Annotated in this window: 20 protein-coding genes and 1 pseudogene; 17 read left to right on the forward strand and 4 right to left on the reverse strand. The window is 65.4% G+C overall.

Going from position 1 to position 23,984, the window contains the following annotated elements; genetic code table 11:
• Nucleotides 1-180 precede the first annotated feature (180 nt).
• The 4 genes and pseudogenes from U1700_RS07340 to rimM all read left to right on the forward strand — a co-directional run bounded on the left by U1700_RS07340 (nt 181) and on the right by rimM (nt 4,236).
• Nucleotides 181-1,266, forward strand: a complete 1,086-nt coding sequence (locus U1700_RS07340) for an outer membrane protein (RefSeq protein WP_332751544.1) — start codon at nt 181-183, stop codon at nt 1,264-1,266.
• A gap of 254 nt (nt 1,267-1,520) precedes the next feature.
• The gene (gene ffh, locus U1700_RS07345) at nt 1,521-2,972 is read left to right on the forward strand and encodes a signal recognition particle protein (RefSeq protein ID WP_332751546.1); all 1,452 of its coding nucleotides are present in this window, start codon (nt 1,521-1,523) and stop codon (nt 2,970-2,972) included.
• Nucleotides 2,973-3,006: 34 nt separating this feature from the next.
• Nucleotides 3,007-3,462, forward strand: a pseudogene (gene rpsP / locus U1700_RS07350) (30S ribosomal protein S16); the annotation flags it as partial.
• Nucleotides 3,463-3,732: 270 nt separating this feature from the next.
• Nucleotides 3,733-4,236 carry a ribosome maturation factor RimM gene (rimM, locus tag U1700_RS07355; protein ID WP_332751547.1) on the forward strand — a complete coding sequence of 168 codons (504 nt, stop codon included), beginning with the start codon at nt 3,733-3,735 and terminating at the stop codon, nt 4,234-4,236.
• Here the strand turns inward: rimM and U1700_RS07360 are convergent.
• Nucleotides 4,233-5,195 carry an NAD(P)/FAD-dependent oxidoreductase gene (locus U1700_RS07360; RefSeq protein WP_332751548.1) on the reverse strand — a complete coding sequence of 321 codons (963 nt, stop codon included), beginning with the start codon at nt 5,193-5,195 and terminating at the stop codon, nt 4,233-4,235. The two genes, rimM and U1700_RS07360, sit on opposite strands and share 4 nt — an antisense overlap.
• 69 nt (nt 5,196-5,264) lie before the next feature.
• On the opposite strand from U1700_RS07360, the gene trmD reads away from it, so the two are divergent.
• The 6 genes from trmD to U1700_RS07390 all read left to right on the forward strand — a co-directional run bounded on the left by trmD (nt 5,265) and on the right by U1700_RS07390 (nt 11,225).
• Complete coding sequence (gene trmD / locus U1700_RS07365; protein ID WP_332751549.1) at nt 5,265-5,996, forward strand: tRNA (guanosine(37)-N1)-methyltransferase TrmD; 732 nt, start codon at nt 5,265-5,267, stop codon at nt 5,994-5,996.
• 11 nt (nt 5,997-6,007) lie between these two features.
• Nucleotides 6,008-6,397, forward strand: a complete 390-nt coding sequence (gene rplS / locus U1700_RS07370; RefSeq protein WP_332751550.1) for a 50S ribosomal protein L19 — start codon at nt 6,008-6,010, stop codon at nt 6,395-6,397.
• A gap of 314 nt (nt 6,398-6,711) precedes the next feature.
• Complete coding sequence (locus tag U1700_RS07375; RefSeq protein ID WP_332751552.1) at nt 6,712-8,871, forward strand: S9 family peptidase; 2,160 nt, start codon at nt 6,712-6,714, stop codon at nt 8,869-8,871.
• 50 nt (nt 8,872-8,921) lie between these two features.
• Nucleotides 8,922-9,950 carry an aspartate-semialdehyde dehydrogenase gene (locus U1700_RS07380; RefSeq protein WP_332751554.1) on the forward strand — a complete coding sequence of 343 codons (1,029 nt, stop codon included), beginning with the start codon at nt 8,922-8,924 and terminating at the stop codon, nt 9,948-9,950.
• 38 nt (nt 9,951-9,988) lie between these two features.
• Nucleotides 9,989-10,465: a DUF4440 domain-containing protein gene (locus U1700_RS07385; protein ID WP_332751556.1), complete on the forward strand. Its 477-nt coding sequence runs from the start codon at nt 9,989-9,991 to the stop codon at nt 10,463-10,465.
• 7 nt (nt 10,466-10,472) lie between these two features.
• Nucleotides 10,473-11,225, forward strand: coding sequence for an alpha/beta fold hydrolase (locus U1700_RS07390; RefSeq protein ID WP_332751558.1), 753 nt, complete (start codon nt 10,473-10,475; stop codon nt 11,223-11,225).
• A gap of 52 nt (nt 11,226-11,277) precedes the next feature.
• Here U1700_RS07390 and U1700_RS07395 read toward each other — a convergent pair whose 3' ends face one another.
• Both U1700_RS07395 and U1700_RS07400 read right to left on the reverse strand, forming a co-directional pair.
• Nucleotides 11,278-11,757, reverse strand: a complete 480-nt coding sequence (locus U1700_RS07395) for a hypothetical protein (RefSeq protein ID WP_332751560.1) — start codon at nt 11,755-11,757, stop codon at nt 11,278-11,280.
• A gap of 67 nt (nt 11,758-11,824) precedes the next feature.
• Complete coding sequence (locus U1700_RS07400; RefSeq protein WP_332751561.1) at nt 11,825-12,304, reverse strand: peroxiredoxin; 480 nt, start codon at nt 12,302-12,304, stop codon at nt 11,825-11,827.
• Nucleotides 12,305-12,432: 128 nt separating this feature from the next.
• On the opposite strand from U1700_RS07400, the gene U1700_RS07405 reads away from it, so the two are divergent.
• The 7 genes from U1700_RS07405 (at nt 12,433) to addB (ending at nt 23,766) form a co-directional block, all read left to right on the forward strand.
• The gene (locus U1700_RS07405; RefSeq protein ID WP_332752261.1) at nt 12,433-12,993 is read left to right on the forward strand and encodes a YqgE/AlgH family protein; all 561 of its coding nucleotides are present in this window, start codon (nt 12,433-12,435) and stop codon (nt 12,991-12,993) included.
• A 176-nt stretch (nt 12,994-13,169) separates the two neighbouring features.
• On the forward strand, nt 13,170-16,166 hold the full coding sequence (locus U1700_RS07410; protein WP_332751563.1) for a TonB-dependent receptor plug domain-containing protein: 2,997 nt from the start codon (nt 13,170-13,172) through the stop codon (nt 16,164-16,166).
• A 109-nt stretch (nt 16,167-16,275) separates the two neighbouring features.
• A complete protein-coding gene (locus U1700_RS07415; RefSeq protein WP_332751564.1) occupies nt 16,276-18,651 on the forward strand; it encodes a sensor histidine kinase in 2,376 nt (791 codons plus the stop codon).
• Between the two features lie 10 nt (nt 18,652-18,661).
• Entirely contained in the window at nt 18,662-19,108 is a 447-nt protein-coding gene (gene tsaE / locus U1700_RS07420) for a tRNA (adenosine(37)-N6)-threonylcarbamoyltransferase complex ATPase subunit type 1 TsaE (RefSeq protein WP_332751566.1), read from the forward strand.
• Nucleotides 19,105-20,085: an aminoglycoside phosphotransferase family protein gene (locus U1700_RS07425; protein WP_332751569.1), complete on the forward strand. Its 981-nt coding sequence runs from the start codon at nt 19,105-19,107 to the stop codon at nt 20,083-20,085. Before tsaE ends, U1700_RS07425 begins: the two co-directional genes overlap by 4 nt.
• Nucleotides 20,082-20,831 carry a nucleotidyltransferase family protein gene (locus tag U1700_RS07430; protein ID WP_332751571.1) on the forward strand — a complete coding sequence of 250 codons (750 nt, stop codon included), beginning with the start codon at nt 20,082-20,084 and terminating at the stop codon, nt 20,829-20,831. Before U1700_RS07425 ends, U1700_RS07430 begins: the two co-directional genes overlap by 4 nt.
• Nucleotides 20,818-23,766, forward strand: a complete 2,949-nt coding sequence (addB, locus tag U1700_RS07435; protein WP_332751573.1) for a double-strand break repair protein AddB — start codon at nt 20,818-20,820, stop codon at nt 23,764-23,766. Before U1700_RS07430 ends, addB begins: the two co-directional genes overlap by 14 nt.
• A gap of 4 nt (nt 23,767-23,770) precedes the next feature.
• On the opposite strand, the gene U1700_RS07440 is transcribed toward addB, so the two are convergent.
• On the reverse strand, nt 23,771-23,932 hold the full coding sequence (locus tag U1700_RS07440; protein WP_332751574.1) for a hypothetical protein: 162 nt from the start codon (nt 23,930-23,932) through the stop codon (nt 23,771-23,773).
• Nucleotides 23,933-23,984 lie beyond the last annotated feature (52 nt).

The following is a 23,984-nucleotide window of genomic DNA, read 5'->3' on the forward strand; positions in this document are numbered from 1 at the left end:
GGCGTGCGGCTGTCCACCGCGGGGAGATTCTGGTGCTTTACGATGTCCCTTCGCCACTGACCCACTGTGTGTCTTGGGCGCCACAGTTTCTGAAAAGCTTGGTGGGACGTCGCTTTTTGGAGAACCTTCTCGTCTCCCGTGGGTTCGGGGGGCACCAGTAGCGCAATAAAAGGAACTCACATGCGCAAATATCTTCTCGCGGCCGTAGCGGTTGCGGCTGTCGCCAGTCCGGCGATGGCTCGCGATGGCGCCGGCTATATTGGCGTCGAAGGGGGCATCCTCTTCCCGCGCCATTCGAACTACAACACCACCGCCTCGCGTTCGACGGTCGCCACGACCAGCAGTGTGACGACGCCCTACACTTTGGGCGTCGCCGGCACCCCCGGTGCGCCGGTGATCACCACCGCGACGACCACGGGTTCGACAACGTACAACTCGGGCTTCAATGCCGATTACAAGCGTGGCGTCGATCTCGATGCCATCGCCGGTTACGACTTCGGCATGTTCCGCCTCGAAGGTGAGCTTGGCTACAAGCGCACTCGCGCTCGTGACTATGCTGCCAACAGCGTTGTCCTGAGCTCGATCAACAACCCGCTCGGCCTGCCGACCTACACGTCGACGACGCCGTACACGAACGGCAGCACGCAGTTCAATTTCCGCGACCGCACCACGGTGATGTCGGGAATGGTCAACGGCCTGCTTGACTTCGGTATTGACCCGTCGGTCCGTGCCTATCTTGGCGGCGGTGTCGGCCGTGCTCGCGTCAAGACCTTTGGCGACCGTGACAGCGCCTGGGCGTGGCAGTTCATCGCCGGTCTCGCGACCGCGATCTCGCCCAACGTCGATCTCGGCCTGAAGTATCGTTACTTCCAGACCGGCAAGCTGCACTTTAACAATGGCAATGTTGGTCCGTTCACCGGTTCGACGACTCCGGTCACCACGACCACAAACAATGGCGCGAACCCGCCGGTGACGACGAGTTCGACCACGTCGAACACGACCTACAGCAGCAACTACGGCTTCAGCGACAGCGGCAAGTTCCGTTCGCATTCGCTGCTGGCGAGCCTGATCTTCAACTTCGGCGCCCCTGCGGTTGCCGAGGTTGTGGCTCCGCCGCCGCCGCCGCCGCCGCCCCCGCCGCCGCCGCCGCCCGCGACGCAGACTTGCGCCGACGGTTCGGTGATCGACGCGATGGCGTCGTGCCCGCTGCCGCCGCCCCCGCCGCCGCCGCCGGAGCCTGCTCCGTCGAAGGGTGAGCGTGGCTAAGGTTCGGGTTTCTGACCTGAGCTTTCGGTAACGACAAAGACTCCCGGGCAAGGCAACTTGTCCGGGAGTTTTTCGTCGGACGCCCGCGTTGATTGACCTGCGCGCGCCTGCCCGCTAGGGGGACAACGTCGTTTTCGACAGGATATGAGAGCAGCATCCGTGGATGCACGCTGGCCGGCGAGGTTTCGCCCGCCGGCGTTTTGCGCTTTTCGCGCATTTGACCTCGGTCCTGGCGGATTGGAGAGTTTTTTAGAATGTTCGACAGTCTCAGCGATCGCCTTGGCGGCGTGTTCGACAAGCTTCGCGGTCGCGGTGCCTTGTCGGAAGCCGACGTGCGTTCGGCGATGCGCGAGGTTCGCGTGGCGTTGCTCGAGGCTGACGTTGCACTTCCGGTAGCGCGCGACTTTGTTGATCGCGCCACCGAGAAGGCCATTGGCGCCGACGTCGTGCGCTCGGTCACCCCGGGCCAGATGGTCGTCAAGATCGTCCATGACGCGCTGATCGAAATGCTCGGGGCGGATGCCTCGGCGCTCAATCTCGACGTGTCGCCGCCCGCGGTCGTGATGATGGTCGGGCTCCAGGGCTCGGGCAAGACGACGACAACGGCCAAGCTTGCCCGGCGCCTCAAGGACCGCGAGCGCAAGAAGGTGCTGATGGCCAGCCTCGACGTCGCGCGGCCCGCGGCGCAGGAACAACTCGCAGTGCTCGGGCGCCAGGCCGGGGTCGACACGCTGCCGATCGTGGCGGGCCAGTCCCCGGTCCAGATCGCGACGCGTGCGCTGCAATCGGCCAAGCTTCAGGGCTATGACGTCCTGCTGCTCGACACCGCCGGGCGGCTGCACGTCGACGATGCGCTGATGGCCGAAATGAAGGCGGTCGCGACCGCCTCGCGTCCGGTCGAGACGCTGCTCGTGGTCGACAGCCTGACCGGGCAGGACGCGGTCAACGTCGCGCAGGGCTTTGCCGGGCAAGTCGATATTTCGGGCGTGATCCTGACCCGGATGGATGGCGATGCGCGCGGCGGCGCGGCGCTGTCGATGCGCGCGGTGACCGGCAAGCCGATCAAGTTCGCCGGAACGGGCGAGGGGCTCGACGCACTCGAGGCATTCCACCCCGACCGTGTCGCCGGGCGGATCCTGGGGATGGGCGACGTCGTGTCGCTGGTCGAGCGCGCCGCTGAAACCATCAAGCAGGAGGACGCCGAGAAGCTTGCCGCCAAGATGGAGAAGGGCAAGTTCGATCTGGATGACCTGCGCATGCAGATCCAGCAGATGCAGCGGATGGGCGGATTGGGTGCGCTGGCGGCGATGATGCCGGGGATGAAGGCGCTGGCCCCGGGCAAGGCCGACGACAAGGCGCTCGGACGGCTGGAGGCGATGATGTCGTCGATGACCGCCAAGGAGCGTTCGAAGCCCGAGATCATCAACGCCAAGCGCAAGATCCGCGTCGCCAAGGGCAGCGGGACGACGGTGCAGGACGTCAACAAGCTGCTCAAGATGCACCAGGATATGGCAACCGCGATGAAGCGGCTGCGCAAGATGGGCGGGCTGGGCAAGCTTGCCGCGATGTTCGGAAAGGGTGGGCTCGAGGGCGCGCTCGGCGGATTGGCCCCGGGTGGGCAAATGCCGGGCGGATTGCCGGGATTGCCCGGCGGCGGCGGCTTCGGCAACCTGCCCCCCGGCTTCAATAAATTTGGCAAGAAGTAATTTTAATTCTCTGATTTAACTTAAGGAAATTAACATGGCAGTTGCAATCCGTCTGGCCCGTGGTGGCTCCAAGAAGCGTCCCTATTATCGCGTCGTCGTTGCCGACAGCCGCAACGCCCGCGATGGCCGCTTCATCGAGAAAGTCGGCACCTACAATCCGCTGCTGGCAAAGGATTCGCCCGAGCGGGTGAAGCTCGACGCCGACCGCATCAACCACTGGCTGTCGGTTGGCGCCCAGCCGTCGGACCGCGTGCTTCGCTTCCTCGATGCCGCCGGGATCAAGGAGCGCCCCGCGCGCAACAATCCGAACAAGGCCAAGCCGGGCGAGAAGGCGACCGAGCGCGCCGAGGAGCGTGCAACCAAGGCAACTGCTGCTGCCGAGGCTGCTGCTGAAGCCGCCGCCGCGCCGGCGCCCGAACCTGTCGTCGAGGAAGCTGCCGTCGAGGAGGCGCCCGCCGCCGAGGCCGCTGCAGTCGAGGAGGCCACCGCAGTCGAGGAGGCGCCCGCCGCCGAGGCCGTCAACGAAGCAACCCCGGACAGTGACGCCGGCGACACGGCCGCCGACGTGACCGGCGAGAGCGCCCAGGCCCCGGCCGAAGGCGCTGTGGAAGAGGCGCCGGTCGCTGAAGCCCCCGCCGCTGAAGCCGCTCCCGAGGAAGCCGCTCCGGAAGAGGCTTCGGCCGAGACGAGCGACGCCGAAGTCGTCGCCGACGAAGCTGCTGTCGAAGACGCTTCGGCCGACAATGCTTAAGGCGAGACCATGACGTCACCCGCACCGGACGGTCAGCGCACGATCGCGCTTGCCGCCGTTGCGGGGGCGCATGGCATTACCGGGGAGCTTCGGCTCAAGCTGTTCGCCAATGACCTCGGCAGCCTGACCAAGGGCGCGACGATGCTGGTCGGAGGCGCGCCGATGAAGCTGCTCGGGATCAAGGGTACGCTGAAGGCGCCGATCGCACGGTTCGAGGGGATCCCCGACCGCACCGCCGCCGAAAAATATCGCGGCAGCCTGGTCGAGATTGAGCGCACTGCGCTGCCGGGGCTCGACGAAGGGGAATATTATCTCGCAGACCTGATCGGCCTGCCGTGCGTGGACGCTGACGGCAATGTCATCGGCAACGTGTCGGCAGTCGAGAATTTCGGCGCGAGCGACTTGCTCGAGATCGAACGCGAGGGCGGCGTCCGCAGCCTCATCCCGTTCGCCGAACCGATGGCAGTGCTGGAGGAAGGCCGCTTCATCCTCGACCCCGACTTCCTCGCTTAATCGCCCTCCTGCGCGGCTTCCTGCTGGGCGGCGTTGAGCGGTGCGCGGCGAAGCGGCGAGCGTTCGGCGAGGTCATTGCGGATCGTCACCGCCGCCTGTCCGCCTTCGCCCATTGCATGGCTGATCTGGTCGAGCCCGTGGACGACATCGCCCGCGGCATAGAGCCCCTCGACACTGGTGCGCATCTTGAGGTCGCACAGGAAGCAGCCGTCGTCGGCAATCTCGGCCCCAACCATCTTGCCAAGCCCGGTGTGCGTGTCGGAGCCGAGCGCAGGATAGACGCTGTCGAACGTCATGAGCCCGTCGGCGGTGTTGACCGTAATGCACGCTTCGGTCACGCCGATTGCTTCGGCCGGGCCGTCGACCAGAACGACCTGTGCTTGCTCTAGCTGATGGCGTTCTTCATCGCTTAGTTCCAAGGCTTTATCCGGCGCAATTAAAGTCACATCGCAAGTATAGCTGCGAAGGAAAATCGCCTCGCCGACACCGTTGGTACCCGATCCGATTACGCCGACGCGCTTGTCGGTGACCTCATAGCCGTCGCAGATCGGGCAATAGCGGATCAGTCCGCGCGCCATCGCCTCGTCGTGAAGTTCGGGATCCATCGGCGGACGGCGGTTGGTCAGCCCGGTGGCGAGCAGCACCGTCAGCGCGGCTTGGGCGCCGCAGCCCCAGTCGGCGCTGAACACTCCATTCTCGCCGCGATCGAGCCGCGTGACACGCCCGGTCTCGATCGTCGTGCCATATTTGATCGCCTGCTCGCGCATCAGGCGAAGCAGTTCCTTGCCGTTGATCCCGTCGGGGTAGCCGGCGTGATTGTGGCTGGTCGGGATCCAGCTCGCGCGGCTGTCGCCGGCGTCGATCACGGTAATGTCGAGCAGGAAGCGCGACAGATAGATTGCGGCGGTGAGGCCGGCGGGGCCGCCACCAATGATGAGGCAGTCGAGGGGCTTGTTCATGGCGGCATAATCCCCGGTCTTCGGCGTATGTTCCTTTCCTGCGCGAGTGGCGTGGGATAGGGCGCACAAATGACCTTCGTCGCGACCGTCCTTACCCTTTACCCCGAAATGTTTCCGGGGCCGCTCCGCACGTCGCTCGCCGGGCGGGCGCTGGGGCAGTTATGGTCCCTCGACACGCGCAACATCCGCGACTTTGCGACCGACAGGCATCGCTCGGTCGACGACACGCCGGCGGGAGGCGGGGCAGGGATGGTTCTAAAGGCCGACGTGCTGGCCGCCGCGCTCGACAGTGTCAGCGATGCCGATGAGCCGCGGCGTCCTATGCTGGCAATGACCCCGCGCGGCGCGCCGCTGACCCAGGCCCGGGTCCGCGACCTTGCCGCCGGGCCGGGGGCGATCATCCTGTGCGGTCGGTTCGAAGGCTTTGACGAGCGGATTTTCGAGGCGCGTGCCCTCGAGCCCGTATCGATCGGCGACTATGTCCTGTCGGGCGGCGAACTTGGCGCAATGGTCCTGCTCGACGCTTGCGTTCGGCTGCTCCCCGGGGTAATGGGCGCGGCCTCCAGCGGTGAGGAAGAGAGCTTCGATGCGGGGCTTCTCGAATATCCGCACTACACCCGACCCGTCACATGGGAAGGACGCACGATCCCCGAAGTACTGCGATCGGGGGATCATGCGCGGATCGCGGCGTGGCGACACGAAGCGTCGATCCGGGACACACGGCTACGGCGGCCCGACCTGACCTTGCGCCATGGGGGCGTGAAGCAGGCACCGCCCTCTGGTGCGCAGCGCGACGAATAGGGCTTAACATCATGAATCTTATCCAGACCCTCGAGGCCGAGCAGATCGCCAGCCTCGTTGAAATCCGCGCCATTCCTGAGTTTCGCCCTGGGGATACGCTCAAGGTCGGCGTCAAGGTCGTCGAAGGCGAACGCGCCCGCGTCCAGAATTTCGAAGGCGTGTGCATCGCGCGTTCGAACAAGGGCATCGGGTCGAATTTCACCGTCCGCAAGATCAGTTTTGGCGAGGGCGTCGAGCGCGTTTTCCCACTTTATTCGCCCTCGCTCGATTCGATCGAGGTCGTGCGTCGCGGTGCCGTGCGCCGCGCCAAGCTTTATTATCTGCGCGGTCGCCGCGGCAAGTCGGCGCGCATCGCCGAGCGCCGCGATACGCGTCCCGCGAAGGGCTCGACCGAGTCCTGAGCCACAAAAACGTGGGCTCGACCGAGTCCTGAGCCACAAAGACGTGGGCTCGACCGAGTGCTGAGCCACAAAGGCGCGGGCATCCGGAAGCCTAGATTTGGCGACTTGCACCGTGGAATTGGGCCGGTTCTCGTTCGAGAGCTGGCCCCTTTCTTGTCAGCGATTCATGCCGGTGCCCGAGGCCTTGGCATCTAGCCAACGGCCATAATATGGCTGGACGACGAAGGCGATGGCGCTAGGCTAAGCCCATGATAGAAAACATCTCGCTGCTCGCCGCCTTGCTCCTTACAACCACTCCATCAGCTAGCCAGAGCGTGGCCCCGCAACGCCTCACGCTCGAACGGATCTTTGCCAGCCCGGCGCTGACCGGCAAGGTGCCGCGCGGCGTCAAATTGTCGCCCGACGGCAAGTTGGTGACGCTGCTTCGCAACCGGCCCGACGACATTGAGCGGTATGACTTATGGGCGATCGACCCGGCGACGGGGGCGTCGCGGATGCTGGTCGACAGCAAGAAAGTCGGATCCGGCGCCGAGCTCAGCGAAGCCGAGAAGATGCAGCGCGAGCGCGCGCGATTGTCCGGACTGACAGGAATTGTCGCTTATGACTGGGCGCCCGATGGCCAGCATCTGTTGGTCCCGATCGACGGCGACCTTTATCTTGCCGACCTTGCAGGCAATGTGCGCCGGCTGACAAACAGCAAGGCATCGGAGCTCGACGGGCGCGTCAGCGAGAAGGGGCGGTTCGTCTCGTTCATTCGCGACAATCGCCTCCATGTGCTCGATCTTTCGACCAACGTCGACCGCACGGTGACGCCCGATGGCCCCGCGACGACCAGCTGGGGCGTGGCGGAGTTTATCGCGCAGGAGGAGCTTGGCCGTTTCCGCGGGGCATGGTGGGCGCCCGACGACAGCCGTATTGCTGTCACCCGGGTCGACGAAAGCGGGGTCGAGGTCGCCACCCGCGCCTCGATCGGAGCGGACAAGACGACCACGTTCGAGCAACGCTATCCCCGCGCCGGGACCGCCAATGCCAAGGTCGATCTTTACCTGATGAACCCCGACGGCAGCGGGCTGGTCAAGGCCGACCTTGGGTCGAACCCCGACGTCTATCTCGCGCGGGTCGACTGGCTGCCCGACGCCAGCGGGCTGATCGTCCAGCGCGAAAGTCGCGACCAGAAGACGCTCGACCTGATCCGCATCGACGCGCGCACCGGCGCCGCGACCCCGTTGCTGAGCGACCGCTCCGAGGCGTGGATCAACCTCAACGACGATCTTCACCCGCTGAAGGACGGCAGCTTTCTCTTCTCGTCCGAACGATCGGGCTATCGCCATCTCTACCGCTGGACCAAGGGGCGCATCACGCCGCTGACAAGCGGACCGTGGGTGGTGTCGAAGCTCGACGGCGTCGACGAGGCTGGCGGGCAGCTGTTTTTCACCGCCAATCGCGAGCGGAGCATCGACAACGGCTTTTATTGCCTCGATTATCGCCGGCGCGGCGCCAAGCCCGCGCTGCTGACCCGGCCCGAAACGACCAATTCGGCGGTGGTCGACAAGACCGGCCACTTAGCGATCGTCACCACGAGCTTTGCCGCCCAGCCGCCGCAGTCATGGCTTGCCGACGGAAGTGGCAAACGGCTCGCGTGGATCGAGGAAAATAAGGTCGACGCCGCGCACCCGTGGGCACCATATGCTGCCGCTGCCGTCACCCCGAGATTCGGGCGACTGACCGCTGCCGACGGGACGACCCAACTCGACTATAAGCTCCTTCGCCCAACGCTTGCCCCCGGCCAGCGCGCACCGGTGATCGTGCGCGTCTACGGCGGGCCCCAGGCGCAGGACGTTACCAACGGCTTTGTCTCGCCGCTCGACCAATATCTGGTCAGCCAGGGCTATGCGATTTTCGCCATCGGCAATCGTGGACAGGAGGGCAGGGGGACCGCTTTCCAGAAACCCGCTTACCATGCGCTCGGCGGGGTTGAAGTTGCCGATCAACTCGCCGGCCTGGCGTGGCTCAAGCAGCAGAAGTTCGTCGACCCGGCCAAGGTCGCCGTGTTTGGCTGGTCCTATGGCGGCTATATGACGCTCAAGCTGCTCGAGGCCGCGCCGCATGCCTTCGCTGCGGGCATCGCGGTTGCGCCGGTGGTTCGCTGGGACCTCTACGACACCCATTACAGCGAGCATTACATGGGCGACCCGCGCGCCGGCCGCGCCGACTATGACAAGGCCGATGTCCTCCACGACACATCGAAGATCGCCGACCCTCTGCTGCTGATGCACGGCATGGCCGACGACAATGTCCTGTTTCAGAATTCGACCGAGTTCATGGCCAAGATGCAAGAAGAGAAGGTCCCCTTCGAAACCATGGTCTATCCGGGCAAGACCCACGCCATTTCGGGGCCCAATGTGTCGGTGTTCCTGTACCGCACGATCGAGCGTTTCCTGGCTCGCAACGGGGTGGCTCCAACAGCGCGCTAGACATCGGCGATTGTGTCCCATATCGGCGGCGGCATATCGGAGAATATATCATGGGCTATCGCGTCGTCGTCGTCGGCGCGACCGGCAATGTCGGTCGCGAAATCCTCAACATCCTCGCTGAGCGCGAATTCCCGGCCGACGAAGTCGCGGCGGTCGCCAGCTCGCGCTCGCATGGGACGATGATCGACTTCGGCGATAGCGGCAAGGAGCTCAAGGTCCAGAGCATCGAGCATTTCGATTTCACGGGCTGGGACATGGCGTTGTTCGCCGCCGGCTCTGACGTCAGCCGAATCTATGCCCCGATCAGCGCGGCGGCGGGCTGTGTCGTCATCGACAACAGCTCGCTCTACCGGATGGATCCCGATGTTCCGCTGATCGTGCCCGAGGTCAATCCGCAGGCGATTTCGGGTTATACGCGCAAGAATATCATCGCCAACCCCAACTGCTCGACCGCGCAGATGGTCGTCGCCTTGAAGCCGCTTCACGATGCCGCCGGGATCAAGCGCGTCGTCGTGTCGACCTACCAGTCGGTCTCCGGCGCGGGCAAGCAGGGCATGGACGAGCTGTTCGAGCAATCGCGCAACATTTTCGTCGGCGACAGCAACACGCCGGTGAAATTCACCAAGCAGATCGCGTTCAACGTCATCCCGCATATCGACGACTTCCTCGACGACGGTTCGACCAAGGAAGAGTGGAAGATGGTCGTCGAGACCAAGAAAATCCTCGATCCCAAGATCAAGGTCACCGCGACCTGTGTTCGCGTGCCGGTGTTCGTCGGGCATAGCGAGAGCATCAACATCGAGTTCGAGCGCGAGATGTCGGCCGAGGAAGCGCAGAAGATCCTGCGCGAAAGCCCCGGGATCATGCTCGTCGACAAGCGCGAGGACGGTGGATACGTCACCCCGGTCGAGTGCGTCGGCGACTATGCGACCTTCGTCAGCCGGGTACGCGACGACCCGACGGTCGATTACGGAATCAACCTGTGGTGTGTCAGCGACAACCTCCGCAAGGGCGCCGCGCTCAACGCCGTCCAGATCGCCGAACTCCTCGGCCGCCGCCATTTGAAGAAGGACGTCTGACCCGCTAGCCTGCCCGCAATTCGAGCAGGAGAGTGGACATGCGGACGATGATGGGGGCGGTGATCGTAGTGGCGGTGGTGGCCGGGTGCGCCAAGGCGCCGAGCGGGCAGGCCCCGGTGACCGAGGCGCAGGCCGAACAGATTGCCGTGGCGGCCGAAGCCACCTTCACCAGCGGCGACCTTGGCAAGGTGATGGACCAATATGCCGACAACGCCGTGATGATCGACGCCGCCAAGCCCGACCCGAGCGCCGACCGCAAGGTCGCGACCGACAGCGCGCGGGGCTTCATCAGCATGAAGCCGGGCGATTATCATGTCATCGGCCGCCGCATCCAGCTGCTCGGCCCCGACGCCTTCATCAGCTCGGGGATCGAGCAGTTCACCGTTGCCGCCGGAACGGCCCGACCGACCGTCAGCGCGCGCTTCAACGACGTCTTCCAGCGGCAGAGGGACGGCAAGTGGAAGATCGTCAACGAGCATGTCTCCATGCCGCCGTCACCCGCTGCCAAACCATGACGCCTGCGTGACCTTACCCACGATCCACCATTGGACTGCGTCTGACGGCATCGACCTTGCGTGGCGCGAGCTGGGGGAGGGCGCGCCGGTGATCCTGATCCACGGACTGTTCTCCGACGCCGTGGTCAACTGGATCAAGTTCGGCCACGCCGCCAAGGTCGCGGCGACCGGCAAGCGGGTCATCATGCCCGACCTTCGCGCCCATGGCTTGTCGGGCAAGCCCCACGATCCGGCGCAATACCCGCCCGGGATCCTCGGTCGAGACCTGATCGAGTTCGTCGCCCATCTTGGGATCACTGACTATGACCTTGCCGGCTTTTCGCTCGGCGCGCGGACGACGGTGCAGGGGGTGGGACAGGGGCTGATCCCGAAGCGTGCGGTGCTCGGCGGGATGGGGCTCGAGGGCCTCGAGAAATGGACGGGGCGCAGCCAATTCTTCATCGACGCCATCGCCATGGTCGAAACCGCCAGCCGCGGCGATCCGCACTGGCTCGCGATCCAGTTCATGAAGACGATGAAGATTGATCGCGTCGCTGCCATCCCGCTCCTTGAAAGCTTCGAGCCTGCGCCTGAAGGATGGCGAGCCGCCTTCGCCATGCCGACGATGGTCCTGTGCGGGGCAGACGACCGCGACAATGGCTCGGGCCCCGATCTCGCCTCGGCGCTGCCCAACGCAACCTATGCCGAATGTCCGGGAACCCACATGAGTTCGGTCACCCAGGCGGCATTCGGGGATGCACTCGCTGCCTTCCTCGCCTGATACAAAAAGGGACGCCGAAGCGCCCCTTTCCGCTAGGTTATGAGGCCGCCGATCAATAGCTGACGGATCCGATTTTGCTCTGCTCGTCGATCATCGGGTCGACGCTCTGCTTGAGTGACAGCGCTTCCTCGGCGTACTCTTGCTGGCTCTTGGCGGCCGTCCCGGTTGCGGCGGCGTATTTTTCGCTGACTTTTTCGCCGAGCGCCGATGCCTGCTCGCTCAGCTTTTCGCCAACCGCGCTTGCTCGCTCGCCGATCTTGCCACCAAGGTCACTCGCCTTCTCGCCGAGCGCGCCAGCCTGTTCGGCGATCTGGCTGCGGTTGGCCCAGATGAGCGCGCCGGCCCCAGCGACGCCTGCGGCGATCACGGCACTGGCGATCGGGCTTTTCTTGACGGTGTCGATGAAGCTGTCCGCACTCTTGGTGACCGCATCACTCGCCTTCTCGACGGTCGATTTCGGCGCCGAACGGCTGCTCGTGTTGCTTTTGGTTGCAGCGGGGGTGCGCGGGGCGCTGGTACGCGTGGTGGCCATGACTGATACTCCTTGGCTGATGGATTGCGGGTTAAACGCCCCACCGGCCAAGGAGTTCACTCATTCCCTAGAGCTGCTCGAGCATATGCTCGGCGCTGGATGTCTCGTATGCACCCGGTGCTTCGACATTGAGTTGCTCGACGACGCCGTCATTGACGACCATCGAATAGCGCTGGCTGCGCGTGCCCATGCCGAATTTCGACCCGTCCATGGTCAGGCCGACGGCCTCGGCGAACTGGCCATTGCCGTCAGCGAGCATCTTGATGTCCTCGCTCCCCTGGGCCGAGTTCCACGCGCCCATGACGAACGCATCGTTCACCGAGGTCCCGACGATCTCGTCGATCCCCTTGGCCTTCAGATCGGCGGCCTTGTCGACATAGGACGGCAGGTGACGAGCCGAGCAGGTCGGGGTGAAGGCGCCAGGAACTGCGAACAACGCAACCTTCTTGCCCTTGAAGAACTCGTCGCTGGTGGTCGGCTGGGGACCATCGGCGGTGGCGATGGTGAGGGGAACGGAAGGAAGGCGGTCGCCGACATTGATGGCCATTGGTCATTCTCCACGAAAAGGGTGTGGAGCGGGAGATAGGCGCACGCGTGGCTCCGCTCAAGGCCACTGGTCGGGCCACTGCTCGGGGCTTGCCACCTTCCGCCGACCCGAACATTGTCCTTATCGTGATTGAACAACCGCCCTATCTCGCCGGATCGCTCCTGCTCGCAATGCCGGGAATGGCCGACCCACGTTTCGACAAGGCGGTGATCGCGCTGGCGGTCCATGACGAGCATGGCGCGGTCGGAATTGGCATCGGCCATATCCGCCCCGGCATCCGCTTTCGCGATTTGCTCAGGCAGGTTGATATCGATCCTCGCGGCGCGCCCGATGCGCCGGTGCTTCACGGCGGCCCAGTCGAGCCCGGCCGCGGGTTTGTGCTCCATTCGGACGATTGGGGCGGTCAGGACACCATCCAGGTGGTAGGCTTCGGCGCAATGACAGGCACGATCGACGTCCTCCGCGCGATCGCCGAGGGCAGGGGCCCATCGAAGTGGAAGGTGTCGCTCGGCTATGCCGGCTGGGGGCCGGGCCAGCTGGACGAGGAAATGACCCGCCACGGCTGGCTGACCGCGCCGGGATCTCCGGCGCTGCTGTTCGACAGTCCGACCGACGGCCGGTGGGAAGCCGCGTTCAAGACCGTCGGCATCGACCCGCGGCTGCTGGTCGGGGAAACTGGCGCAGCGTGACGCATGGACATCAAGAATGTGGCCAAATTAACACTCTGAAGATCAGATTCGAACCGCTCTGATCTCCCGTGTTTCTTCAGTCTTGCCTTTGGTTTACCCTGTGGAAAATACGGTAATCGAGGAGTTTGAACATGCGCCCCATTGCTTCTGTTTCATTGATTGCATTAGCGACTGGGATGACGTTCACGTCTCCGGCCCTTGGCCAAACTACGCCGGCAAGCAATTCGTCCCCGGTCGAGCCGACGTCGACTCCCTCGGCCGTTGCTAACGCGCCGCAGCCGACCGTGCTTGCGGCGGAGCCCGCTGCCAGTGGCGCCGAAATCGTCGTCACCGGGTCGCGCATCCGCCGTCCAGATTTCTCATCGCCAAATCCTGTGATCTCGATCGGGGCGCAGCAAATCGAGGAGTCGGGCACCACCAATCTGACCGATTTCCTGACCGGCTATCCCGCCCTTCAGGGTTCTTCGGGGTCAGACCAGAACAGCGGCAGCGGCGCCGGGATCGGCTACACCGGCCTTAATCTTCTGAATCTGCGAAATCTCGGGACTGATCGGACACTGGTTCTCGTTGATGGCCGCCGCCATGTCTCGGGAGTACCGGGCAGCCAAGCGGTCGACATCAACACCATCCCGACCGATCTCGTCGAGCGAGTCGACATCCTGACCGGTGGTGCGTCGGCCATCTACGGCGCCGACGGCGTGACCGGTGTGGTCAACTTCGTTCTCAAGAAGAATTTTCAGGGCCTGACTGCCCGCGCCCAAGCGGGCATTAGCCAATATGGTGATGCCGGGCAGCGCCTGTTCTCAGTTACGGCAGGTCATAATTTTGCGGGCAATCGCGGCAATATCGCAATCGCGTTCGAGCATGGCGAAGAGGACCGTTTAGACTCGCGGTCACGCAAGCGGCTGAGCGGGACCGAGCGCGTCGGCTTCTATCTCAACCCTGACGATCCCGAGAATCAACCGGGCTATACCGGCCCGGCGAACAACGGCATTCCCGACTATGTGCCGCTCAACAATGTCCGCTATTTCGACACCAATCGCGAAGGCGGAATTGATACGGACTTCGACGGCTTTCCCAACTTCTTCGTGGGAAATGGCGGGCAGCTGGTGCCATTCGATTCTGGCCGCTTCGTTCCCGACTTCTACCAGCAGGGCGGCAACGCCACGCTCGTGTCCGACTATTCAAATGACCTTCTTCCCAAGATCCGCCGCAATGTCGTCAACGTCATCACCCACTTCGACGTATCGCCAGCGCTGACGCTGTTCGCCGAGGGCAAATATGCCCGTAACAAGTCCTTCTCGCTTGGGCAGCCGACGTTTGACTATTATCTATTGATCCCGGGCGACAATGCCTATCTCCCGACGGCGCTTGCGGGCAATGACGTCCTCGTCAATCGCGACAATTTCGATTTCGGCCAGCGCGGCGAAAGCATCAAGCGCGAGACGATGCGCGGCGTGATCGGTGCCCGCGGCGACCTTGGTGCCCACGCCAACTACGAAGTCAGCTACGTCTATGGCCAGACCAAGGTCACCAATCATTACGTGAACGACGTGCTGACCGACCGCTACTACGCTGCGATCGACGCGGTTACCGGGCCCAATGGCCAGATCACCTGCCGCATCAATCTGGACCCGACGGCAACACCCTATCAGCCTTACAACTATACGCGCGGCGGAGGGGTCGAGGGGAAATTCGCACCCGTGACTTTTACCCCGGGCAGCTGCGTGCCGCTCAACCTGTTCGGCGAGGGCGCTCCAAGCGCTGCGGCGCTGGACTTCGTCACCGCTGATACGACTGACCGGTCGAAAATCACCCAGCAGGTGCTGTCAGGCAGCCTTGCTGGAGACTTCGGCCAATATTTCAGCTTTCCCGGCGGGGGTAAGCTAGGCTTCGCGCTCGGCGCCGAATATCGCAAGGAAAAGAGCAGCTTCGTGCCTGACCCGCTGGCTGCGAAGGGCTACACCTTTGGCAATGCGCTTTCAGCCGACGGCGGCAAGTTCGACGTCAAGGAGGCTTTTGCAGAGCTTCGCGCCCCGCTCCTCAAGGACCTGCCGTTCGCGCATAATCTTGAATTCGGCGCCGCTCTTCGGCTGTCTGATTATTCGACAATCGGACACACCAAGGCCTACAAGTTCGATGGCAGCTGGTCACCCGTGCGTGATATCACCTTCAATGGAACATATTCGACCGCGGTTCGCGCGCCCAACATCGGCGAGCTGTTTTCGGGTCTGTCGCAAACCTTCAACTTCATAACCGATCCGTGCAATCTCAACCAGTTGCAGAACGGCACTTCCTATCGCGCCGCCAACTGCACGGCCTTGCTCAACTCGCTTGGAGCGACCCCGGCGACTTATCGCGATCCGCGATCGACGAACTTGCCCGGCTTTGTCGGCGGCAATCCCGGTCTCAAGGCCGAGACCGCCAAGACCTGGACTGCCGGCATCGTGCTTCAGCCGCGCTTCTTTTCGGGCTTCACGGCACGCGTCGATTATTACGACATCCGCCTGAAGCAGGCGATCAACACCGTCTCGGCCCAGCAGGTTGCCGACCTGTGCGTCGACCAGCCAACGCTGAACAATGCGTTCTGCAATGCTATTGTCCGTCAAAGCGGCACGACGGGAACTGCCGATCCCGGCAATATTGTCAGTTTCACCGTTGCGCCGCAAAATGTTGCCCAGTTCCGGACCGCGGGCGTCGATCTCAACCTCAACTATCGCCTGCGCACGGCGCGGGCGGGGACCTTCTCGCTCAACATGATCGGCAACTACCTCAAGCGGCTCGAATTCGTCGGTACCCCCGGGGCCGACGCAACGAACACCCGCGGCGAGGCTTATGCACCGAAGTACACCCTGAACTCCGACCTCACCTGGAATATTGGCCGCTTCACATTCAACTACGGACTGTTGTATTTCTCGAAAACGTCGCGCTTCTCGAACCAGACCACAGCCGCCAACCCGGACGTCGTCGCGCCCGAATATCTATTTTACAAGGAGCATTGGCAACACGACCTCTATGCCAAAGTCGATGTAGCCAAGAAGTTCGAATTTTATGGTGGTGTGAACAATGTGCTGAACCAAAAGCCCGACATCGGCACCAGTACCTATCCGGTCAATTCGCTAGGCCGGTTCTTCTACACCGGTGTGCGCCTCAAGCTTGGCGGCAAAAGCTAGGCGCGTCGAAGAGATTGGCAGAAATTCGGGCGGGGGCTTTGGCTTCCGCCCTTTTGCTTTGGCCGGGGCCGCCCTATGACTCGGCCATGAAGCGTGGGGCCACCGCCAGATGAACGATTCCGGGGGCACCACCACAATCCTCGTCCTGATGTCGTTCGCGTGGCTGGCGATTGCGATCGCGCTGACCCTGTTTGCCGGTCGCCGCATTGCCCGCGCCAATGCCGTCATCGCCGCTGCGCGGACCAGTTCGGCGCTGCTGGCCCGTACCCCGGCGCGGCCGTTGCTGGTCCATGCCGACCGGCGCATCGAGCTGGATCCCCAGCTGATGCGCGACTTTGGCTTCGACCGCGAGCCGGCCCGGTTCGACGATCTGGGTGGCGATGCGTCGGGCATCCACCCCGCCGATCTCGCCGAACTCGACCAGTCATTGCGAAGCAGCGGGCTCGCCGCCCAGCCGCTCCACGCCCGCGTTCGCGCCGCCGGGTCGGACCGCGTGTTCGACGTTCGCGGCGGGCCGGCACCGGCGCCGCTGCCTCCTGGCGCCACCCTGCTGTGGCTGAGTGACGCCACTGCCGATTTCACCCAGCGCGCCGGGCTTGCTCGCCGCCTCGCGCAGACCGAAAGCGCGCTCGATGCGTTAACCCACCTCATCGAAAGCGCACCCTTTCCGATGTGGTATCGCGGCCCCGACCATCGCCTCGGCTTGGTCAACACCGCCTATGTCCACGCGGTCGAGGGCCAGGACGCCGCCGACGTCATTGCCCGGGGGACCGAGCTGATTGAACCCGCTGCCGCAGTCGAGGGTGCGAAACTCGCCGTCAGCGAGGGCAAGCCCTCGTCGCGCAACATGCCCGCGATTATCGGCGGCGAGCGGCGCATGCTCCGCCTCGTCGACGTGCCGCTCGCTACGGGCGCGGTGGCGGGGTTCGCGGTCGACATTCAGGAGCTTGAGGACGCGCAGTTCGAACTTGCCCGCAACATCCAGTCACAGCGCGACCTCGCCGACCGGATGACCGCCGGGACCGCTCAGTTCGATGCCGACCGCCATTTGAGTTTCTTCAACCAGCCCTTCTCGATCATGACCCAGATCGACGCCGACTGGCTTGGCGACGCCCCCGAATTCGACCGCCTGCTCGAACGGATGCGCGAGAAGAACCGCACCCCAGAAGTGCGCGACTTCCCGCAGTGGAAGGAGGAGCGCCGCGGCTGGTTCACCTCGCCCGACGAGATGATCGAGGAGGACTGGATCCTCACCAACGGTGACCATTTACGCGTCGTCGGACAGCCCTTGCCCGACGGCGGGCTGCGCCTGATCCTGGAAGATCGCACAGAACAGGTCCGCCTCGCTTCAGCCCGCGACACGCTGCTGCGCGTCCGCTCGGCGACGTTCGACAATCTGTTCGAGGCGATCAGCGTCTTCGCCGGTGATGGCCGCCTTTACCTGTGGAACCGCCGCTTTTGCTCGTTGTGGGAACTCGACGAGACTTGGCTCGGCGAGCATCCCCGAGTCGACGATCTCGTCCCCGCGCTGGCCAAGAAGCTGACCAACCCGACGCTTGCCGCGACCATCCGCGAACTGGTCCGCGCGGCGACATCGGGGCGGCGGCAGGGCGGCGGGCGGGTGTCGCTGACCGACGGCCGCCACTTCGAAATGGCCGCCGTCCCGCTGCCCGACGGCAATGCCCTCTTCACCATGGTCGACGTCACCGATTCGACCCGCATCGAGGAAGCTTTGCGCGAACGCACCACTGCGCTCGAGGAGGCCGACCGGGTGAAGACCGATTTCGTCGCCAACATGAGCTATGAACTGCGCACCCCGCTGACCTCGATCGGTGGGTTCGCCGAAATGCTGGCGGCGGGTTATGCTGGCAAGCTCGCGCCGGCCGCATCGGATTATGTCGCCGCCATCCTCCAGTCGGTCGAGCGATTGTCGAAACTCATCAACGACGTTCTCGACCTGACCCAGGGCGACACCAGCGGAGTCGCGATCGAGACCGAGCGGGTCGACCTTGCCGGGCTGTGCCGCGCCGCGATCGAAACGATCCAGTCGCGCGTCGCCGACAATGGCCAGACCATCGACGTCTCGATCGAGCCCTCGACCGGAATCGTCGTCGGCGATGCACGGCGACTTCGCGAAAGCCTGGAGCATGTCCTGCGCAACGCCGTCGTCTATACCGAGCGCGGCGGCCACATCAGCTTCCGCGCTGGTGGCAATGAGCATGACGCGATCGTCACCATCGCCGACAATGGCCCGGGGATCGATGCGGAGGACCAGGCGCGGGTCTTCTCGCGCTTCCACCGCATCGGCGGGGGCGCGCGGGGCGAGGCGGCGCTCGGGCTCGGCCTGCCGCTGACCCGCCAGTTCATCGAGGCGCATGGCGGATCGGTCGAGCTAGTCTCCGAACCGGGGCAGGGGACCGCGGTCACCCTGACCATCCCGCGCAAGCCTCAGCCGCGTGAGGCCGCCCCCGGCCCCGCTAAATGATGCCCGCCAAATGATCCTGCCCGATGAAGCCGCGACCCAGTCATTCGGCGCCGCGCTCGCCGCCGCGCTTCGTCCGGGTGACGTCGTGACGCTGACCGGCCCGCTCGGCGCCGGCAAGACCACGCTGGCCCGCGCCCTGCTGCTCGCGCTCGGGGAAAGCCGTGACGTGCCGAGCCCCAGTTTCGCGCTGGTCGTGCCCTACGACGACCTGTCGCTGCCGGTGTGGCACGCCGATCTTTATCGCATCGAAGATCCGTCCGAACTCCCCGAACTCGGCCTAGACGAAATCCTCGACCATGGCGCGCTGCTGGTCGAATGGCCCGAGCGCGCGCCCGGCGCATGGCCCCACGCGCTCGGCCTGTCGCTTGAACCGATCGATAACGCCGCGCGGCGCTTGACAGCCAAGGTCCCGCCGTCATGGGAAGGGCGATGGCCGCTGCCCCAGTCTCACCCATGATTCCGCCCCCGGGTGCCCCTGCTTTCCTCGCCGCAAACGGCTGGGGCGGGGCGCGCATCCTGCCGCTCGCCGGGGACGCCTCGTTCCGCCGTTACTTCCGCATCGTCGACGAAGGCCGCACCGCGGTGCTGATGGACGCGCCCCCGCCGCATGAGGATCCGCGCCCGTTCGCGGCAGTTGCCGACTGGCTGGGCGAGGCCGGGCTGACCCCTCCGCCGATCCTCGCCCGCGACCTCGACGCCGGACTCCTCCTGCTCGGCGATTTCGGGGACTCCAGGCTGCGCGAGACGCTCGACGCGGCGCCCCATCGCGAGGGCGCACTCTATGCCCTCGCGACCGACGTCCTCGTTCATCTGCATGACCGTGCGCCAATGCCCGGCCTCAAGCCCCACGGGCTCGACCAGTGGCTCGACGAGCTCATGCTGTTCCCCGACTGGTACGCCCTTGCAACCGGCCTCAACATCGATCGCGAGGAGTTCCGCCAGCTGTGGCACGACGCGCTCGCCCCCATCGCCGCGGACGGCCTCGGCCCCGTCACCGTGCTTCGCGATTACCATGCCGAGAACATCATGCTGCTCGATGGGCGCGAAGGCATCGCCCATTTCGGCCTGCTCGATTTCCAGGACGCGCTGGCCGGTCACCCTGCCTATGACCTGTGCTCGGTACTCGAAGACGCCCGCCGCGACGTTTCGCCCCAAATCGAGCGCCAGATGATCGACCGCTATACCGCCGCTACTGGCGCCGATGATCGGTTCGAAGCCGCCTACTGGGCGCTCGCCGCACAGCGAAACACCCGTATCATCGGGGTCTTCACCCGCCTGTGGAAGCGCGACGGAAAGCCGCATTACATGGAGTTTCAGACACGCATGTGGGGCCTGCTCGAACGCGACCTGTCGCACCCCGGCCTTGCCGCCTTGCGCGCCTGGTTCGACACGAACGTTCCGCCCGAGAAGCGTCGTCCCGAGGCGTGGGCATGACTCGCGCACTCTCGGTCCGCGCAAAGATCGCGACCGACGTTCCGCGCACCGCAATGGTCATGGCCGCTGGCCTGGGCAAGCGAATGCGCCCGCTGACCGCGACCCGGCCCAAGCCTCTGGTCGAAGTCGCCGGCAAGCCATTGCTCGACCATGTCCTTGACCGCCTCCGCGCGGCCGGGGTTGAGCGCGCCGTCGTCAACGTCCACTATCTGCCCGACGCGCTCGAAGCCCATCTGCGCGGCCGCACCGATCTCGACATCGCGATTTCCGACGAGCGCGCGCAACTGCTCGAGACCGGCGGCGGGCTGGTCAAGGCGGCGCCGCTGATCGACTGCGATCCCTTTTTCGCGGTCAACAGCGACAATTTGTGGGTCGACGGCCCGGCCGACACGCTGCGCCTGCTCGCCTCGCAGTGGGATGCGAGCAAGATGGACGCGCTGCTGCTGCTCGTGCCCCACGCCCGCGCCGGCAATCATGGCGGGCTGGGCGATTTCCACATGGACCCAGCGGGCCGCCTTCGCCGCCGCGGCAAGGCGCGCATCGCCCCGTTTGTCTTTACCGGCATCCAGATCATGGCGAAATGCCTGCTCGAAGGCGCGCCAGAGGGGCCCTTTTCGACCAACATCCTGTGGGATCGCGCCATCGCCGCAGGTCGCCTTTATGGTGCCGTCCACCAGGGCCTGTGGTTCGACGTCGGTTCGCCGCCCGCCATTCGCGCGACCGAGGATGCGCTTGCCCAAGTCTGAAACCCGGCTCGAGGCCTGGCCCGAACGCAGGGTTCCGGGGGATCCGCTGGTCTTTACCATCCCGGCGCATCGCAGCTTTGCCGATGCGCTCGCCGCCGGGCTGATTGCGCGGTTCGGCGACGAGCCGCTGGCGCTCGCGCGTGGCCGCATCCTGCTCCCCACCAACCGCGCCGTCCGTACCGTGACCGAGGCGTTCGTTCGCGCCAGCGGCAACGGCCTCGTCTTGCCCCGCCTGATCCCGATCGGCGATCCCGAGCTGGCCGATCGTATCGGCGCCGCGCTCGACCCGCTCGAGACGTCGCTTCCGCCCGCCGTCGACCCACTCGACAGGCTGCTGACCTTGGCAAATCTCGTCCGCGAGCTCGGCGAGAGCGCTGCAGAAAGCCTCCGCCTCGCCGCCGACCTCGCCCGAACCCTCGATCAGCTGATCATCGCCGAGGTCGAACCGGCGCGTCTTGTCGAAGCAGCCAATGACGCCCCCGAACTGGCCAACCACTGGCAGGACTCGCTGAGCCGCCTTCGCGCGATCCTCGACCGCTGGCCTGCCATCCTCGCGGCACGCGGCGCAATCGACCTCGCCACGCGCCGCAACTTGATGCTTCGCGCGACTGCCGACCGCTGGAGCGTCTCGCCACCGCCCGGCTTCACCATCGCCGCCGGAATCGCCACCACCGCCCCCGCCGTCGCGGCGCTGCTCGCCCGGGTCGCACGCCTACCCGAGGGCGCCCTGGTCCTGCCCGCACTCGCGCTCGCCGACGCCATGCCCGACGAGGAATGGGATGCGCTCGGCCCGCACGACGACCGCGCCGGTGACGTCACTCACCCGCAATATCATCTCAAAGCGCTGCTCGATCTCGTCGGGGTCGCGCGATCCGAAGTCCAGCGCTGGCGCAGCGCCGGTCGCGCCGCATCCTCTGCCGTTCGGAGCCGTGCGGTGATGCATGCCATGACCGCGGCTGATTTCTCCGAAAAATGGTCGGCCTTACCCCCGCGCGAGCGGCGCCTGACCGGGATCCGCGCCGCCGAACTCGCCGACCCCGCCAGCGAGGCGATGACCATTGCCGTCGCCCTCCGCGAGGCGCTCGAGATCCCCGGCCAGACGGCTGCTCTCGTCACCCCTGACCGCGCGCTGGCCTCGCGCGTCTCGTCGATCCTGCTTCGCTGGGGCATCGCCGCCGACGACAGCGCAGGCACGCCCTTGTCGCAGGCTGCACCCGGCACGCTGCTCCTTGGCCTCACCGCCGCCGCCGCCGAGCAGCTCGCCCCGGTCGCCTTGCTTGCCTTGCTCAAACACCCATTGGTCGGCGGGGAGGGGGCAGAGCGCGCCGCTTGGCTCGACCAGGTCCGCACCCTCGACCTCGCGCTTCGCGGGCCCCGTCCCGCCGCTGGCCTACCCGGACTCGACGATCATCTCGCTCAACCGCGCAAGACCCCGCCAATCGCTCAGGTCGAGGCGGCATGGAGCGCGCTTCGCCCGCGCGTCGCTCCGCTCACCGCCCTGTTCGACGGCGCCACGACCCTCGCAATCCTCGCCGCGCGGCTTCGTGAGTGCGCGTCGTCGCTCGCCGGCGATGCCGCGTGGCGTGGCCCCGCTGGCCGCCTCGCCGCCGAACTCCTTGCCGAGATCGAGGCCGCTCCCGGCGCCGCCTTCACCCCGATCACGCCTTCCGACGCCGTCCCGCTGCTTCGCCAGCTGCTCGACGATCGCCCCGTCCGACCACCCTTCGGCGGTCATCCCCGGATCCAGATCCTCGGCCTGCTCGAAGCCCGGCTCCAGCAGTCCGACCTGATGATCCTTGCCGGGCTTAACGAGGGCAGCTGGCCCGCCGATTCCAGCCCCGACCCGTGGCTCGCCCCACGCATCCGCGCCAATCTCGGGCTGCCGACGCTCGACGTCGTCACCGGGCTTGCCGCGCATGACTTCGCCAGCGCGCTCGGCGCCCCGCGCGTGCTGATCACCCGCGCCCGCCGCGATGGCCGTTCGCCGACGGTCCCGTCACGGCTGTGGCTCAGGCTCCAGGCGATGACCGGGGGCATCGCCCGCGATCACCGGCTGGAGCGGCTCGCCGCCGCGATCGATCGCCCCACGGGCCCGCCGACCCCGGTCGACCAGCCAGCGCCGCGTCCGCCGCTCGCTGCGCGCCCGACGCGGATCGCGGTGACCGATCTCGACCGGCTCCAGGCCGATCCCTTCGCCTTCTACGCCAAGGCGATCCTCCGCCTCCGCCCGCTCGACCCACTCGACGCCGACCATAGCGCGGCGTGGAAGGGGACGGCGGTCCACAACATCCTCGAGGAGTGGCAGAAGCAAGATGACTGCAACCCCTCGACCCTCCTCGCCAGGGCGCAGGCGCTGGTCGAGGGCGACGCGATCCACCCGATGCTGCGCGCGCTGTGGCAACCCCGGCTGATCGAGGCGATCAAATGGATTGCGGAGGAGGAGGAGAAGCTCCAGGCCGCCGGCCGCCGCCCCAAAGCCGCCGAGATCTGGGGCGAGACCGACATCGCCGGGGTCAGATTGTTCGGCAAGGTCGACCGCATCGACCTGCTCCCTGACGGCGGGCTGGCGATCATCGACTACAAGACCGGCAAGGCACCACCGCGCAAGGCCGTCGATGCAGGCTTCGCGCTGCAACTCGGCCTGCTCGGCCTGATTGCCCGCGCAGGGGGCTTCGACAAGATCGCCGGTGAACCCCGCGCCCATGAATATTGGTCGCTCGCCAAGAATAAGGACACATTCGGCCGGCGCAGCACGCCCGATGACAAGCTTGGTGCCGAAGCCTTCCTCGAACGCGCCGAACGCCAGTTCACTATTGCTGCTGCACGATGGCTGACCGGTAACGAGCCCTTCACCGCCAAGCTCAACCCCGCCTATGCGCCGTACGAGGATTACGACCAGCTGATGCGGCTCGAGGAATGGTACGGCCGCAACTAGCCGCTCAATCGGTCGGCGGCGGCGATCCCTTGGCCTTCTTCGCTTTTTTGGCGCGTGTGACATAGAGCAGCGCTGCAGCAATCGCCGCCGACCCGATCCCGGCGGCAAATCCCGCCTTCAACAGGGTCGAATTGCGCTCGCTCTCATTGTCGTCCTTGACGGCCATAACTGCTCCTGAAACGATTTTGCGATACTCTAAGGCTATCCGCCGGGCAGGG

It is taken from the genome of Sphingomonas sp. RB1R13, assembly GCF_036663775.1.
Lineage (GTDB): Bacteria > Pseudomonadota > Alphaproteobacteria > Sphingomonadales > Sphingomonadaceae > Sphingomicrobium.

What these genes read in the sequence shown, in the direction of transcription:
- U1700_RS07415 (WP_332751564.1), top strand. Translation starts at nt 16,276, where the DNA reads ATGAACGATTCCGGGGGCACCACCACAATCCTCGTCCTGATGTCGTTC.
- ffh (WP_332751546.1), top strand. Translation starts at nt 1,521, where the DNA reads ATGTTCGACAGTCTCAGCGATCGCCTTGGCGGCGTGTTCGACAAGCTT.
- U1700_RS07400 (WP_332751561.1), bottom strand. Translation starts at nt 12,304, where the DNA reads ATGGCCATCAATGTCGGCGACCGCCTTCCTTCCGTTCCCCTCACCATC.
- U1700_RS07385 (WP_332751556.1), top strand. Translation starts at nt 9,989, where the DNA reads ATGCGGACGATGATGGGGGCGGTGATCGTAGTGGCGGTGGTGGCCGGG.
- tsaE (WP_332751566.1), top strand. Translation starts at nt 18,662, where the DNA reads ATGATCCTGCCCGATGAAGCCGCGACCCAGTCATTCGGCGCCGCGCTC.
- trmD (WP_332751549.1), top strand. Translation starts at nt 5,265, where the DNA reads ATGACCTTCGTCGCGACCGTCCTTACCCTTTACCCCGAAATGTTTCCG.
- U1700_RS07440 (WP_332751574.1), bottom strand. Translation starts at nt 23,932, where the DNA reads ATGGCCGTCAAGGACGACAATGAGAGCGAGCGCAATTCGACCCTGTTG.
- U1700_RS07340 (WP_332751544.1), top strand. Translation starts at nt 181, where the DNA reads ATGCGCAAATATCTTCTCGCGGCCGTAGCGGTTGCGGCTGTCGCCAGT.
- U1700_RS07380 (WP_332751554.1), top strand. Translation starts at nt 8,922, where the DNA reads ATGGGCTATCGCGTCGTCGTCGTCGGCGCGACCGGCAATGTCGGTCGC.
- U1700_RS07425 (WP_332751569.1), top strand. Translation starts at nt 19,105, where the DNA reads ATGATTCCGCCCCCGGGTGCCCCTGCTTTCCTCGCCGCAAACGGCTGG.
- U1700_RS07430 (WP_332751571.1), top strand. Translation starts at nt 20,082, where the DNA reads ATGACTCGCGCACTCTCGGTCCGCGCAAAGATCGCGACCGACGTTCCG.
- U1700_RS07360 (WP_332751548.1), bottom strand. Translation starts at nt 5,195, where the DNA reads ATGAACAAGCCCCTCGACTGCCTCATCATTGGTGGCGGCCCCGCCGGC.
- U1700_RS07410 (WP_332751563.1), top strand. Translation starts at nt 13,170, where the DNA reads ATGACGTTCACGTCTCCGGCCCTTGGCCAAACTACGCCGGCAAGCAAT.
- rimM (WP_332751547.1), top strand. Translation starts at nt 3,733, where the DNA reads ATGACGTCACCCGCACCGGACGGTCAGCGCACGATCGCGCTTGCCGCC.
- U1700_RS07395 (WP_332751560.1), bottom strand. Translation starts at nt 11,757, where the DNA reads ATGGCCACCACGCGTACCAGCGCCCCGCGCACCCCCGCTGCAACCAAA.
- rplS (WP_332751550.1), top strand. Translation starts at nt 6,008, where the DNA reads ATGAATCTTATCCAGACCCTCGAGGCCGAGCAGATCGCCAGCCTCGTT.